Below are 11,828 nucleotides of genomic sequence, written 5' to 3'. Positions count from 1 at the left end.
GGACATCAAGGACACGCCCTCCGAGGGAAAGCCCAACCCCTACCTTCCGTTATCGTCCGCCTGCTTCAACATCGTGGCATGCAGCGGACCACGCTTCTTAAGGGCAAAGTACGCCGTCGGGAGGGCAACTAGTGGGGGACATGGAGACGCAGGAGAGGTTTGACGCTCTGCTCGCAGATTGTGACCTCTGCCTGCGGCGCATGGGGATCTCTCCGCGCGAGTACCTGCCCTCGGTGAGGCTCACGCACAACCACTCGCGCATTGGCAGCTGCAAGAAGCTGCGCAGCGGTCGGAAGCCGCTCTTCCAGATTTCATGCTCCGTCGATGCGTGCAAGACTGACGCTCAGGTGCGTGACGTCCTCTTCCACGAGCTCATCCACACGCTTCCTGGCTGCTTTGACCATGGGGGGCGTTTCCGCGAGGTTGCTGCCAGGGTCAATGCGGCGTATGGCACCGACGTTCGCGCCATACGCCGCGAGCCTGTCCGCAAGGTGTCGGAGGTTCCTCGCTCGCATGTGGAACCCCTCGTTGGAACCGAGCTGCTCGTTCGTGGCAAGCGCTACCGATTCGTGGGCATGAACGAGCGGCCAAAGCGCTGCTGCAACCTTGCGGACGAGCGGGGCCGTCTCTACGTGTGCGCACCTGCCTATGTGCTTGCGCATATGAAAGCTACCCCGGAGCGAACTCCGAGGTAGCTTGCCTTGCCAGAATTCTTTGTGCTGGATCCTAGTACACCATGCCCATGGCCTCGCGGACCTCGTTCAGGGTCTGGTGGGCAATCTCGTTCGCGCGTCGGTTGCCGTCGTGGAGCACGTCCTTCACGTAGTCGAGGTCCCCGGCGAGCTTCTCGCGGCGCTCGCGGATGGGAGCAAAGTACTCGTTCACGACTTCTGTGGTGTAGCGCTTGAGCTGACCCGCGCCGCCCATGCCAATCTCGTCTGCGATCTCCTTGGGGTCGCGGCCGCTGCAGATGCCGGCCGTGGTGAGCAGCGCCGAGACGCCGGGGCGTCCCTCGGGGTCAAACGTGATGTTGCGCTCGGAGTCGGTCTTCGACTTCTTGATAAGCTTGGCGGTTTCCTCGGCGGTCATCGAGAGCGAGATGGCGTTGCCGTAGGACTTGCTCATCTTGCGGCCGTCAAGGCCCGGCAGGAGCGGCGTGGAGGTGAGAAGCCCTGCAACCTCGGGAAAGACCTTGCCGTAGCGCTCGTTGAAGCGACGGGCGATCTTCGAGGTGATCTCGATGTGGGGGAGCTGGTCTCGTCCCACGGGCACGATGTTGCCCTTGCAGAAGAGGATGTCGCATGCCTGGTGCACGGGGTAGGTGAGGAGCAAGCCCGTGAGTGCGTGGCCAGAGGCTGCCTGCTCTGCCTTCACGGTGGGGTTGCGCTCCATCTCGGCCTCGGTCACCAGCGAGAGGAACGGCAGCATGAGCTGGTTCTCCTCCGGGACGGCGGAGTGGGTGAAGATCATGGTCTTCTCTGGGTCGATGCCACAGGCAAGGTAGTCGATGACCATGTTGTACACGTTGTCGCGGATGTGCTCGGTGGTGTCACGGTCCGTGATCACCTGGTAGTCTGCAATGATGATGTTGGTGTTGACGCCCAGGTCCTGGAGGCGCACACGCTCCTTGATGGTGCCAAAGTAGTGGCCTAGGTGCAGGCGGCCAGTGGGCCTGTCACCCGTGAGCATGGTGTAGTTCTCCGGGTGCTGGGGCAGGTCGGCCTGAATCTGGTCGCTGCGCTTGAGCGCGGCTTCGTAGCTTCCCTCGTTGGGCATGATGTCTCTCCTGGTCCTTCGCGTGTTAGTGCCGCCGGGCGGCGCGTATGTTCGCAAATGTCAATCTTACGGCAACCGGCCGCTTTCTCCTTGCGGGCTTTGCGAAAAATAAGTACCTGTACAGCTGGCATTTAAGACCACTCGCTTGCTGCATGGTTGCGAGATTGGCAATGATGCCAAGGTGAGAAGCATAATGAGGTAAAGTGGTGCCTACGGGAGAAGGAGGATGCGGTGGCGAGTTCCCAAGGATCAGACGCTGGCAAGACCGCTCTCCGTGCGGAGTACGTGCGCATCCGCACCCGTATGGGCGCTTCAGTTCGTGCTGCCACAGACGCACGCATTCTGCTTGGGCTTGAGGAACTTTCTGCTTGGAAGAATGCGCGTCTTATCCTCACCTATGTCTCGTTTGGGAGCGAGGTAGACACCCACGCGCTCATGCAGGCCGCCTGGGCAGCTGGCAAACAGGTTGCCGTCCCGCGCTGTCGCCGCTCCCATTCGCTTGACTTCTACGTGATCTCCTCTGAGGATGACCTCGAGCCAGGTCTTCGCGGGCTCATGGAGCCTTCGCCGGACTGCGGACGTCCCCTCACGCCACCGCAGATGGTGGGCTCGCTGTGCATTGTTCCTGGCCTTGTGTTTGACGCCGATGGCTACCGCATTGGCTACGGTGGCGGCTACTACGACAGGTTCCTTGCGTTCTACCCTGGCGAGAAGGTCGCGCTGGTACGCTCGCGGCAGCTCTCGGGGAACCCACTGCCAAGAGACGAGCATGACGTGCCCGTGGACTGGCTGGTAAGCGAGTCCGGGACGTGGTGCTGCAACCCCATGGTGCGATAGCAGCTGCGCTTTTGTGTGCGCCTAGCTAGTCTTTCTCGGCACCCTTGTGCTCGCGGAGGTAGGCGGCCATGTCCTTGATTGCCTTGCGATAGCCGTCGAGTCCCATGCCAACGATGGTCTCGAAGCATGCCGCACGCACGTAGGAGACCTGGCGGAAGTCCTCACGCTCGTCGACCTTTGAGATGTGGACCTCGATTGTGGGGAGCGCTACGGACTTGAGCGCGTCGAGCAGCGCCACCGATGTGTGCGTATAGGCGGCAGGGTTGATGACAATACCGTCGAACTCGCCGTAGGCGGCCTGGATCACGTCGACGAGGTCCCCCTCGTGGTTGGACTGGAAGCAGCGGCACTCGGCAAAGCCCGCTTCACGGGCGGCCGTACGGCAAAGGCGCACGAGGTCGGCATAGGTCTTGCGGCCGTAAATCTTGGGCTCGCGCACGCCGAGCATGTTGATGTTGGGACCGTTTACCACTAGGAGGCGGTAGGTGCTGCCGGGATCCGTTGCCTCGAGGAGCGAGGCCAGCTCCTCAATGTCATCCGCGTCGTCATCGTCGTTTGCGGGGGTATCGACGTGTGCTGAGGCCAGCGTTTTCTTTGCGGCAACAGCCGCGCGCACCGCCTTGGGGATGGGCGCGTGACCGTTGATCTGCACGCTGATTGAGTCCTCCGGAGCGGAGGAGGAGCCGCGGAAGGCGGAGTAGCTGGGCTCGATGCCCGTGAGCCGCACGATGTCATTGCTGACCTCGTTGATGGAGCCAGGGCCAAAGACGATCTCGACACCGTTTGAGCCGCGACGCACGGTGCCAAGGACGCCCTTGATGGAGCGGAGCCTGTTGAGGTCGATAAGGTCTGGTTCCTCGGTGAGAATCCTGAGCCTCGTCATGCAGATGTCGTTTGCCTTTACGTTGTCCTTGCCACCAAGGGCGTCGAGGACCTGCTCGGCGACATCCGTCTTTGCCATTTGCGCCAAACCCTTTCTTCCTGCGGCGCACTGCTCAAAAAGGCCTTCTCCCCAAGGTCTTCCATCGCTGCCCCACTTGTTTAAATGTGTTGAGCAGAGTATAGGGCTATCGCAGGCACGTCACGGTGTTTGGTTGGTTGTGACTCCGTAGACGTTGCCCATTTTCGGCTGACGTTGCGAATTGCGCTAGAGGCCAAGCTGGTCCCTTATCGCGTGGGCGTTTCCGGCAGGAGACCCCATCGAGGAGATTGTGATGTCTGACCAGGCACGATAGATATCCATGCGCTCACGGGCGAGCTTCTCAACGCCTTTGGTGGCAGAGACGGGACGTCCTGCAGTCTCGAGTTCCGCTATGGGGCGGTCGATGAAAACGATGGTGCCGTTCTGGTGGAGGAGGTCGTAGTTGGCAGGCACCGTGACCACGCCACCGCCGCAGGCAATCACCAGCCCCGAGCGCGCGCCGTACTCGCCCGTGACCTTGGACTCGACACGCCTGAACTCCTGCTCGCCCCTGGTGCTTATGATGTGTGCGGCGCTCTCTCCCGTACCTGCCTCGATGGCGTCGTCGATGTCGACGAAGGGCCTCCCCAGCATGCGCGCCAGGCGCTTGCCTGTGGTGGTCTTGCCGCAGCCCGGCATGCCTATGAGAATGACGTTGCCCGTCTCTGAGAGGATCTGGGCCTCGATCTGGTCTACGAGGGAGACGTCCAGCTGGCGGCCCTGGAAGAGCTCGCTCGACCGCAGTGCCTGTGCTACCAGCATGGAAAGGCCCGTCTCGGCGGGAATGCCCAGGCACTCTGCCGCAAGCACGATGCCCGTGCGCGTGGGGTTGTAGATCACGTCGAGCACGCCGGCGAGGCTCTTGAGCTGCGCGAGGTCCTTCTCGGGCACAGGCGTCGCGGGGCAGTTGGGATACATCCCCACGGGCGTTGCGTTGACTACGAGAACCGCGTCCGCGTGGCGCTCGGTCAGCGTCTGGTATGTGTCCTCTCCCGAGCGAGAGATGATAGAGACCTTCGCCCCCGCGTCCTCGAGAGCCGCCTGGACGGCCGCGCTGGCGCCGCCGCTTCCCAGCACGAGGGCGGGCTTGCCGGAGAGCAGCGCCTCTGCGGTTGTGCCCAGCTTGCGCTTGCAGAAGCGTTGGAGCATGAGCGAGAAGCCCAGGACGTCGGTGTTCTCGGCGTAGATGCTGCCATCGGGGCGGCGGACCAGGGTGTTGGCTGCTCCCAGGCGCTCCACGCGGGGCGAGCGCTCGTCTGCCAGGCGCGCGGCGTCTCGCTTGTAGGGGATGGTCACGTTGATGCCGCGCCACGAGCCTTCGTGGACGAACGGCTCCACCTCGCTGGGCTCTCGCTCAAAGAGCTCGTAGGGGATGCTTCCCAGGGTGGTGTGGATGCGCGGCGACCAGCTGTGGCCGAGCTTTCGGCCGAGAAGGCCGAAGGGCGCCGTAGTGGCTTGCGGCTGCTGGGCAGGCGTGCTGGTCATCTAGAGCACCTCCGAGTAGCTGCCAAGGTAGCGGCACTCCTCGCAGGCGTCCCCAATGGTCGCCATGAGCGTGCGGAACTCCGGCGCCGTGACCGGGCACTCCACGTCGAAGTAGAACATGAACTCGAAGTCGCGACCGGGAATGGGGCGGCTCTCGAGCTTGATGATGTTGATGTCGAGGGCGTAGAACTTCGCGAGCACTTTGAAGAGCGTGCCCGGGCGGTGGTCCACCACGATCATGAGGGAGGTGCGGTCCGCGCCCGGGTAGACCTCGAGGGACTTGGAGATGCAGGCAAAGCGCGTGTAGTTGTCGTCTCGATCCTGGACGTCGCGCATGAGCACGTCGAGGCCGTAGAGCTGGGCACATGCGCGGCTCGAGAGGGCCGCCACGTCCGTGCGGTCGCTGTCTGCCACGCTCTTTGCAGCCATGGCGGTGTTCTCGACCACGTGCGGCGTGAGCCCCATGCGCTCGATGAAGCCGGCGCACTGGTTGATGGCCTGCTCGTGGCTATAGACGTCATGGATCTGCTCGATCGCGGTGCCCGGCTTGGCAAGGAGGTTGTGGTCGATCTTGACGCGCGTGGTGCGCACCACATGGAAGTTGTGCTGCATCATGAGGTCGTAGACCTTGTTCACAGATCCTGCCGTGGAGTTCTCGATTGGCAGCACGCCATAGCGCGAGAAGTCCGTCTCGACGGCGCGGAACACGCCCTCGAAGGACTCGAAGTACGAGATGAGCGGGTGCTTGAAGATGCGGTCTGCCGCAAACTGAGAGTAGGCGCCCTCGACGCCCTGGCAGGCAACGTAGGCCTCGCGAGGGAAGAGGTCCGGGGTCGTCTCGCGCGCCTGGTCGATGGCAGCAAGGGTTTTGGGCGCGTGCTCCGCCGCAAGGCGCTGGCCCTGGCGGGCGCGCGAGGCCTCCATGAGGAGCTGGAACAGGACCTCGGTGTAGGTCCTCAGGTCCTCGGGAGCCTTATCCGCGAGCGCCGCCATGTGGGCGCGCTCGCGAGAGCGGTCGAGCACGGGGAGGTTGTTGGCGCGCTTGTAGGCGGCCACGCGCTCCGCGCAGTCCATGCGCTGCTGGAACAGGTCGAGGATGGCGTTATCTATGTCATCGATCTCATGACGGATGTCCGAGAGGTCTTCCATGGGGCGTATCTCCGGTTCGCTTTGGTGGGGGCTTTGGGTTCGGCGGCTACTCCGCGGGGTAGCTGAGCAGGGCGTCGAGAAGCACGAGGGCGCAGACGGCCTCGGCAACGGGCACAGCACGCGTGGCCACGCACGGGTCGTGGCGGCCGTGCACGCTGAGCTTGGCGTTGGAGCCGCTCTCGAGGTCGACGGAGTCCTGCTCGCGCGCGATGGACGAGGTGGGCTTCAGGGCGATTCTAAAGAGCACGGGCGCACCGGTGGTGATGCCGCCGAGGATGCCACCAGCGTTGTTGGTCTTGGGCGTGGGCACGCCATCGCGCATCTCGTAGGGGTCGTTGTTCTCGCTGCCATGGAGGCGTGCAGCTTCGAAGCCGCGGCCAAACTCGATGCCCTTGACGGCAGGGATGCCAAACGCGGCACGGGCCAGCATGTTCTCGATGCCGTCGAACATGGGCGAGCCCGCGCCCGCAGGCATGCCGCAGGCAACGCACTCGATGACGCCGCCAACGGAGTCGAGGCTGCGGCGTGCGTCGTCGATGGCTGCGAGCATGCGCGTGCCGGCATCCGCGTCGATCGTGGGGAAACGCGGGCCGGACGCGAGCGTGTCGAGCTGCTCGGCGAGGTGCGCCTGGGCAGCAGGGGAGTTGTCCAGGGCGTCGAAGCGCTCGTCCTCGACGTTGGCAACGGAGAGCAGGTGGGCGCCAATGCGCACACCGCGCGCCGCGAGCGCCTGGAGGGCGATGCCGCCCGCTACGCACAGGGGCGCGGTGAGACGGCCGGAGAAGTGCCCACCGCCGGGGACATCCTGGTTGCCGTGCCACTTCTCCCACGCGGTGAGGTCGGCGTGGCCGGGACGCGGCACCTTGAGGAGGTTGTCGTAGTCGCCCGAGCGCGTGTTAGTGTTCTCGATGACGGCGGCAAGGGGAGCCCCGCAAGTGGCGCCATGGACGTTCAGGCCGCTCACGATGCGGGGGCGGTCCTCCTCGCGGCGGGGCGTGGTCCAGCTGCCCTGGCCGGGCGCGCGACGTGCCATGAAGGCAGCAAGGGCGTCCTGGTCAACAACGATGCCCGAGGGCAAGCCCTCGACCACGCAGCCAATGGCGGGGGAGTGAGACTGTCCAAACACGGTGACACGGAGCGTCTGTCCAAAGCTCGAGGGCATGTCTAGCCTTCCTCTGCAATGCCTCCGAGGGTGCGGAAGTCCTCGAAGAAGCGTGGGTACGACTTGGCGACGCACTCGGCGCCGCGGATGGTTGTGGGGCCGAGTGCGTTGGCGCCGGCAATTGCCGCCATCATGGCGATGCGGTGGTCATTCGCCGCGTCCACCGTGCCACCGGATAGCGGCCCGTTGCCATGGATGACAAGGGCGTCTGGCTCTTCCTCGACGCGGGCGCCCATGGCCGAGAGAGCCTCCCGCACGGTCTTCAGGCGGTCTGACTCCTTGAGGCGAAGGCGGCCGGCATTGGCGATGACCGTAGTGCCCGTGGCATTTGCGGCGATGGCGGCAAGCGGGGGCACGAGGTCCGGCGTGTCTCGCACGTCGATGGTGCGGCCACGCAGTGCGTCAGGGGTCGTGGAGGCAACGTTGCCCGAGCGTCCAACGCGTGCGCCAAACGCGGCGGCGCAGGCCATGATGGCACGGTCGCCCTGTGCGCTCGAAAGGTCCAGCCCGCTCACCGAGACGCCCCCGGCAACGGCGCCCGCCGCAAGCCAGAAGGCGGCGTTGGACCAGTCGCCCTCGACCGTCACGGTGCCCGGCGAGACGGTGCCGCGGGCAGGAGAGACCGAGAGGACCGTGGCGCGGTCGCCGTCCACGGTCTCGTGCGTCACGCCCACGTCAACGCCAAACTCGGCGAGCGCGCGCGTGGTGAGGCGGATGTAGGAACGCGACTCAACGGGCTCCGTGACTACGATCTCGCTGGGCGCCGAGAGGAGCGGGGCTGCCATGAGCAGGCCGCTCACGAACTGGGACGAGACATTCCCGGGGATGGAGAAGCGGCCCGGCAGGAGCGTGCCCGAGACCTCGAGGGGGAGCCTCCCGCGCGTGGAGAGCGTGACGCCATGGCAGACGAGCTCCTCGTAGAGGGGGGAGAGGGGACGCTCGGCCAGGCGGCCGTGACCATCGAGGCTGCCCCCGCGCCCTAGCGCGGCGACGATCGGCAGCATGAAGCGGAGGGTGGAGCCAGACTCGCCGCAGTCGAGGTGCGCCCCTGGCGTGGCCTGACGGATGTTGTCCGTGGCACTCGTGCCGGGAAGGGGGTTCACCCTAAAGCCCAGGCGCGTGCTCGCGATGCGTGCGCCGAGCGCCTCCAGGCAACTGACGGTGGCCTCGATGTCCTTGGAGGTCGCGTTGCAGTTGATGTCTGTGGTCCCAGGGCAGAGCGCTGCCATGATGAGCAGCCTGTGTGCCATCGACTTCGAGGCGATGGCAGGAATGGTGCCGTGAAGCGGTGCAGGGTGGATGGTCACGTCCATGTGCTACTCCCCGCAGCCGAGGTCGATCACGTGGCGAAGCTCCTCAAGCGAGACCTTGCGCAGCTCGACTGCGCCAATGCGCGTGGGCACCACGAGGGTCACGCCGTCTGCGCGGCGCTTCTTGTCGCGTGCCGCATAGTCGAGGAGCGTGTCGTGGTCGATGTCCGTGTTGGTGGGAAGCCCGTAGGCCTCGACGCAGGCCACGATGCGGTCCGCGACGTCCTGCTCACACCAGCCAAGGCGTGCGGAGGCCCGGGCAACGCAGCAGAGGCCTGCAGCGACGCAGCTCCCGTGGCCCAGCGTGAAGTCGCTTGCCGCCTCAATGGCGTGTCCGATGGTGTGGCCCAGGTTGAGCGTTTGCCGACGGCCGTGCTCCTGCTCGTCCGCGTCGACTACGTCGCGCTTGATCTGGACGTTTCTTGCAACGATGCCCACGAGCCTGTCGGGGTCAAAGCCAGGCGCACACACGGGGTCCTCACGCAGCTGGTCAAAGAGCTTCTCATCTGCAAGCACACCGTGCTTGATCATCTCGCCGCACGAGTCGCGCAACAGCTCGGGCGAGACGGTGGCCAGGCAGTCGATGTCGGCAACAACCAGCGACGGCTGCAGGAAGGCGCCGGCAAGGTTCTTGCCGGCCTCCAGGTCCACGGCGGTCTTGCCGCCCACGGACGAGTCGACCATCGCGAGAAGCGACGTGGGCACCTGGACCACCTGAATGCCGCGCTGGTAAAGGGCTGCGGCAAGGCCGGCCATGTCACCAGTAACGCCTCCACCCACGGCCACGACGGCATCGGAGCGCGTGAGGCCCGCCTGTGCCATGCGCTCGAGGATGTCCCCCAAAGTCGAGAGGCGCTTGTGCTCCTCGCCTGCGGGGAAGTTGATGGTCGAGACCGCAATGCCTGCTGCCCCAAGTGACTCCTCGACTGGCTTCGCGTAGAGCGGCGCCACGTTCGAGTCCAAGATGAGGGCAACATGCGTGACCGTGGGGCATGCCTTGGCGACAAGAGAGCCCACTGTACCAAGAAGCCCGCGGCCAACGTGGACCTCGTACGAGCGGGAGGGCGTGTGTACGGGGGTGACGTGGGTCTCGCTCATCGGGCCTCGGCCTCCCTCTTGAGGCGGTCGCCCTCCGCGAGTAGCGTCTGGAGTTTCTCGGCATCGCGGGCGTCGATGGCGTCCTTGTAGGCTTGGAGATTCTCGATGATGGTACCTACCTCGCGCGAGAGGTTGTCGGCGTTGTCAAGGAAGAGTTCGGTCCACATGGGGGCGTTGAGGCGCGCCACACGCGTGAGGTCCTTGTACGAGCCGGCCGAGAAGCCCTTATGCTCCTGTGCCGTGGGGCTCTTGACGTAGGCATTGGAAACCACGTGTGCGAGCTGCGAGGTGTAGGCAATCATGCGGTCGTGGTTCTCGGCGGTTGAGAGCGTGAACGAGCCAAAGCCGCATGGCTCGAGCAGGCGCTTCAGGCGCTCCAGGATGGCCACGCGCTCGAAGTCGTCCATCTGAGGTGGCACCACGACCATGGGCGCGTTGTGGAACATGTTCGCGCGGGCGTGCGCAAATCCGGAGTACTGGGTGCCTGCCATGGGGTGGCAGCCCACGAAGGTCCAGGGCTGGCCCTCGGAGATCTTGCCGCAGCGCTCGCAGATGATGCGCTTGACGCCTACGGTGTCGATGACGATGGCACCCGGCGAGATGAGGTTGGCCATCTCTCCTAGCCAGTCTATGCTCACCTGGGGGTAGCCCGCGAGGATGATGAGCTCGCAGGTGGGGATCGTCTTGTCGGTGAGCTCGCCGGCAATGGTCTCTATCTCTGCCATCTCGGTGACGGAGTGCGTGCGGTTCCATCCGTACACCTCGCGCCCCGCAGCCGCGAGCGCCTTGGCGAAGGAGCCGCCCATGAGGCCCAGGCCCACAACGCCCACGCGGTCTGGAACAAAGGTGGGGGAGCTGGCACGCTGGTCTTTCTCAGCCATCTACTCTGCCTCCTCGACGGGCGCGGTCACGGCCTCGCGAATGAGGCGGATGCGGCGCATGGCGTCGTCGAACTGCGTGGGAGTGAGCGCCTGCGCGCCGTCGGACCAGGCCTCGCTGGGGTTGTCGTGGACCTCGATCTCCAGGCCGTCTGCGCCTGCGGCCGTTGCGGCGTATGCCGCCGACCGCACGTAGCGGGTGTAGCCCGTGGCGTGGCTGGGGTCGCCAACAACCGGCAGGTGAGACAGGTGGTGCAGGACGGGGATCGCGTTCACGTCAAAGGTGTTTCTCGTGCGCGTCTCGAACGTGCGAATGCCGCGCTCGCACAGGATTACGTTGGGGTTGCCCTCGCTCATGATGTACTCGGCGCCCATGAGGAGCTCGTCGATGGTCTCGGAGAGGCCGCGCTTGAGAAGCACTGGCACCTGGGTCTTGCCAACCTCACGCAGCAGGGGGAAGTTCTGGGCGTTGCGGGCGCCAATCTGCATGACGTCGATGCCCTTGTCGAGGAAGAGCTGGACGTCGCGCGGGTCCATGACCTCGGTCACGATGGGCATGTCAAGCTCGGCGGACGCCTCGACGAGAAGGTCGAGGCCCCTCTCGCCCATGCCCTGGTAGGAGTATGGGCTGGTACGGGGCTTGTAGGCGCCGCCGCGGAGCATGGTTGCCCCGGAGGCCTTGACGGCGCGCGCTATTTCGAAGAGGTTCTTGCCTTCCACGGAGCAGGGGCCGGCGATGACCTGGAAGTTGCCGCCGCCGATCTTCACGCCGTGGCCGCAGTCAACCACCGTATCCTCGGGGTGGAACTTGCGGTTGGCCTTCTTGAAGGGCTCCGAGACGCGCTGGACGCGCTCGATGATGTCCATCGACTCGAGGAGGAAGGGGTCAATCTGGGTGGTGTCGCCAATGATGCCGACGATGGTTTCGTTGTCGCCCTGGGATACGTTGGTCTTGAAGCCGCGCCCTTCGATCCACTTGACGAAGTGGTCAAGCTGGTCTTGGGTGGCCGTCTCTTTAACTACTGCAATCATGGTGGCATGCCTTTCCGAGGCCGCGTGTGGGCAGCGGCCGTCTTGTCGCATAGGGATTGGAATGCTACCACGGAGGAGTCCCTTTGCAGGGCTTGTGCCTGCGGCGTTAACAAAGGCGAACTATTACCGTGTCGCTTACC

The 11,828-nt window shown here is 64.8% G+C and carries 11 protein-coding genes; 2 read left to right on the top strand and 9 right to left on the bottom strand.

The window, feature by feature from the left end; genetic code table 11:
* The first annotated feature begins 131 nt into the window (after nucleotides 1-131).
* The gene (locus BT122_RS04450; protein ID WP_072354769.1) at nucleotides 132-695 is read left to right on the top strand and encodes a hypothetical protein; all 564 of its coding nucleotides are present in this window, start codon (nucleotides 132-134) and stop codon (nucleotides 693-695) included.
* Between the two features lie 31 nt (nucleotides 696-726).
* On the opposite strand, the gene trpS is transcribed toward BT122_RS04450, so the two are convergent.
* Nucleotides 727-1,776, bottom strand: coding sequence for a tryptophan--tRNA ligase (gene trpS / locus BT122_RS04445; protein ID WP_032111843.1), 1,050 nt, complete (start codon nucleotides 1,774-1,776; stop codon nucleotides 727-729).
* A 231-nt stretch (nucleotides 1,777-2,007) separates the two neighbouring features.
* On the opposite strand from trpS, the gene BT122_RS04440 reads away from it, so the two are divergent.
* Nucleotides 2,008-2,613, top strand: coding sequence for a 5-formyltetrahydrofolate cyclo-ligase (locus tag BT122_RS04440; RefSeq protein WP_072354768.1), 606 nt, complete (start codon nucleotides 2,008-2,010; stop codon nucleotides 2,611-2,613).
* Between the two features lie 25 nt (nucleotides 2,614-2,638).
* Here BT122_RS04440 and aroQ read toward each other — a convergent pair whose 3' ends face one another.
* From aroQ to aroF, 8 genes are all read right to left on the bottom strand, one after another.
* Nucleotides 2,639-3,574 carry a type II 3-dehydroquinate dehydratase gene (aroQ, locus tag BT122_RS04435; protein ID WP_072354767.1) on the bottom strand — a complete coding sequence of 312 codons (936 nt, stop codon included), beginning with the start codon at nucleotides 3,572-3,574 and terminating at the stop codon, nucleotides 2,639-2,641.
* 186 nt (nucleotides 3,575-3,760) lie between these two features.
* Nucleotides 3,761-5,059, bottom strand: coding sequence for a shikimate kinase (locus BT122_RS04430; RefSeq protein WP_072354766.1), 1,299 nt, complete (start codon nucleotides 5,057-5,059; stop codon nucleotides 3,761-3,763).
* Entirely contained in the window at nucleotides 5,060-6,208 is a 1,149-nt protein-coding gene (locus tag BT122_RS04425; RefSeq protein ID WP_072354765.1) for a bifunctional chorismate mutase/prephenate dehydratase, read from the bottom strand. It lies immediately after the preceding gene.
* A gap of 46 nt (nucleotides 6,209-6,254) precedes the next feature.
* Nucleotides 6,255-7,370: a chorismate synthase gene (gene aroC / locus BT122_RS04420; protein ID WP_072354764.1), complete on the bottom strand. Its 1,116-nt coding sequence runs from the start codon at nucleotides 7,368-7,370 to the stop codon at nucleotides 6,255-6,257.
* Nucleotides 7,371-7,372: 2 nt separating this feature from the next.
* On the bottom strand, nucleotides 7,373-8,683 hold the full coding sequence (gene aroA / locus BT122_RS04415; RefSeq protein WP_072354763.1) for a 3-phosphoshikimate 1-carboxyvinyltransferase: 1,311 nt from the start codon (nucleotides 8,681-8,683) through the stop codon (nucleotides 7,373-7,375).
* 3 nt (nucleotides 8,684-8,686) lie between these two features.
* Nucleotides 8,687-9,778 carry a 3-dehydroquinate synthase gene (aroB, locus tag BT122_RS04410; RefSeq protein ID WP_072354762.1) on the bottom strand — a complete coding sequence of 364 codons (1,092 nt, stop codon included), beginning with the start codon at nucleotides 9,776-9,778 and terminating at the stop codon, nucleotides 8,687-8,689.
* Complete coding sequence (locus tag BT122_RS04405) at nucleotides 9,775-10,659, bottom strand: prephenate dehydrogenase (RefSeq protein WP_072354761.1); 885 nt, start codon at nucleotides 10,657-10,659, stop codon at nucleotides 9,775-9,777. Before BT122_RS04405 ends, aroB begins: the two co-directional genes overlap by 4 nt.
* Entirely contained in the window at nucleotides 10,660-11,688 is a 1,029-nt protein-coding gene (gene aroF, locus BT122_RS04400) for a 3-deoxy-7-phosphoheptulonate synthase (RefSeq protein WP_072354760.1), read from the bottom strand.
* Nucleotides 11,689-11,828 lie beyond the last annotated feature (140 nt).

The sequence above is a fragment of the Olsenella sp. kh2p3 genome (genome assembly GCA_900119625.1).
GTDB lineage: Bacteria > Actinomycetota > Coriobacteriia > Coriobacteriales > Atopobiaceae > Tractidigestivibacter.
This window is presented reverse-complemented; position numbering and strand designations above follow the sequence as displayed.

What these genes read in the sequence shown, in the direction of transcription:
- BT122_RS04405 (WP_072354761.1), bottom strand. Translation starts at nt 10,659, where the DNA reads ATGGCTGAGAAAGACCAGCGTGCCAGCTCCCCCACCTTTGTTCCAGAC.
- aroF (WP_072354760.1), bottom strand. Translation starts at nt 11,688, where the DNA reads ATGATTGCAGTAGTTAAAGAGACGGCCACCCAAGACCAGCTTGACCAC.
- aroA (WP_072354763.1), bottom strand. Translation starts at nt 8,683, where the DNA reads ATGGACGTGACCATCCACCCTGCACCGCTTCACGGCACCATTCCTGCC.
- BT122_RS04430 (WP_072354766.1), bottom strand. Translation starts at nt 5,059, where the DNA reads ATGACCAGCACGCCTGCCCAGCAGCCGCAAGCCACTACGGCGCCCTTC.
- aroC (WP_072354764.1), bottom strand. Translation starts at nt 7,370, where the DNA reads ATGCCCTCGAGCTTTGGACAGACGCTCCGTGTCACCGTGTTTGGACAG.
- aroB (WP_072354762.1), bottom strand. Translation starts at nt 9,778, where the DNA reads ATGAGCGAGACCCACGTCACCCCCGTACACACGCCCTCCCGCTCGTAC.
- trpS (WP_032111843.1), bottom strand. Translation starts at nt 1,776, where the DNA reads ATGCCCAACGAGGGAAGCTACGAAGCCGCGCTCAAGCGCAGCGACCAG.
- aroQ (WP_072354767.1), bottom strand. Translation starts at nt 3,574, where the DNA reads ATGGCAAAGACGGATGTCGCCGAGCAGGTCCTCGACGCCCTTGGTGGC.
- BT122_RS04425 (WP_072354765.1), bottom strand. Translation starts at nt 6,208, where the DNA reads ATGGAAGACCTCTCGGACATCCGTCATGAGATCGATGACATAGATAAC.